This window comes from Pseudomonas sp. SIMBA_068, from assembly GCF_046534705.1.
Lineage (GTDB): Bacteria > Pseudomonadota > Gammaproteobacteria > Pseudomonadales > Pseudomonadaceae > Aquipseudomonas > Aquipseudomonas putida.
This window is the reverse complement of record NZ_JAWRYI010000603.1, coordinates 1-268: the sequence shown is the minus strand read 5'-3', so window position 1 is coordinate 268 and position 268 is coordinate 1. Positions and strand designations below refer to the sequence as shown.

The window sequence follows — 268 nt, the reverse complement described above, 5'->3', positions numbered from 1 at the left end:
GCATCAGCGTCAAGGCCCAGGGCCCGGCCTCGCGCTATCTGCATGAACGCATCGCTGTGGGTGACCTGCTCGACGTGCGGCTGCCCATGGGCAGTTTTACCCTGGATGAGCAAAGCGAACGGCCGATCGTACTGATCGGCGCGGGCGTGGGCATCACCCCACTCATCGCCATGTTGCGCGAGCAATTGGCCAAGCGCCAGGCCCGACGTATTCACCTGTTTCACGGTGCCCGCAGCCTGGCGGATTTACCGTTCCAGCAGGAGCTGGC

The 268-nt window shown here is 64.2% G+C and carries 1 pseudogene; it reads left to right on the top strand.

The features are described from left to right. A pseudogene (locus SB756_RS30605) lies at positions 1 to 268 on the top strand (FAD-binding oxidoreductase); the annotation flags it as partial.